We start from the raw sequence: 294 nt of genomic DNA, 5'->3' as shown, positions 1-294 counted from the left end.
GTCGTCAGAGCTGTTGTATCACGCCATCCATGTGGCAAAGTATCAGGAGCGTCCGGGCCGGATGGACTTCTGCGGCGAGGATGACCACGGTGGTGCGGTTCACCGCTGCATCCACGGCATCAACCACCTCATCGAGGACCACGCCCGGGCGGCGGGGATCCCGGTGCGCTTTGCCGCCACAAAGCTGGTGGAGGGCGACCCCCGCATTGAGGAGGCCCTGAAGCTGGATCTGAACGAAAAAGAGATGATCGAGCATATCATCCTGCAGATGGAGCAGGAACGCGGCCTGGACCG

1 pseudogene is annotated in these 294 nt (G+C 62.2%); it reads left to right on the top strand.

Annotation, left to right across the window (positions count from 1 at the left end):
• Nucleotides 1-294 (top strand): annotated as a pseudogene (locus tag P0G09_RS19630) (ferrous iron transporter B); the annotation flags it as partial.

This window comes from Faecalibacterium sp. DFI.5.82 (genome assembly GCF_029076575.1).
Lineage (GTDB): Bacteria > Bacillota > Clostridia > Oscillospirales > Ruminococcaceae > Faecalibacterium > Faecalibacterium duncaniae.
Note: the sequence above shows the minus strand (reverse complement) of the source record. Positions and strands in the feature narration are given on the sequence as shown.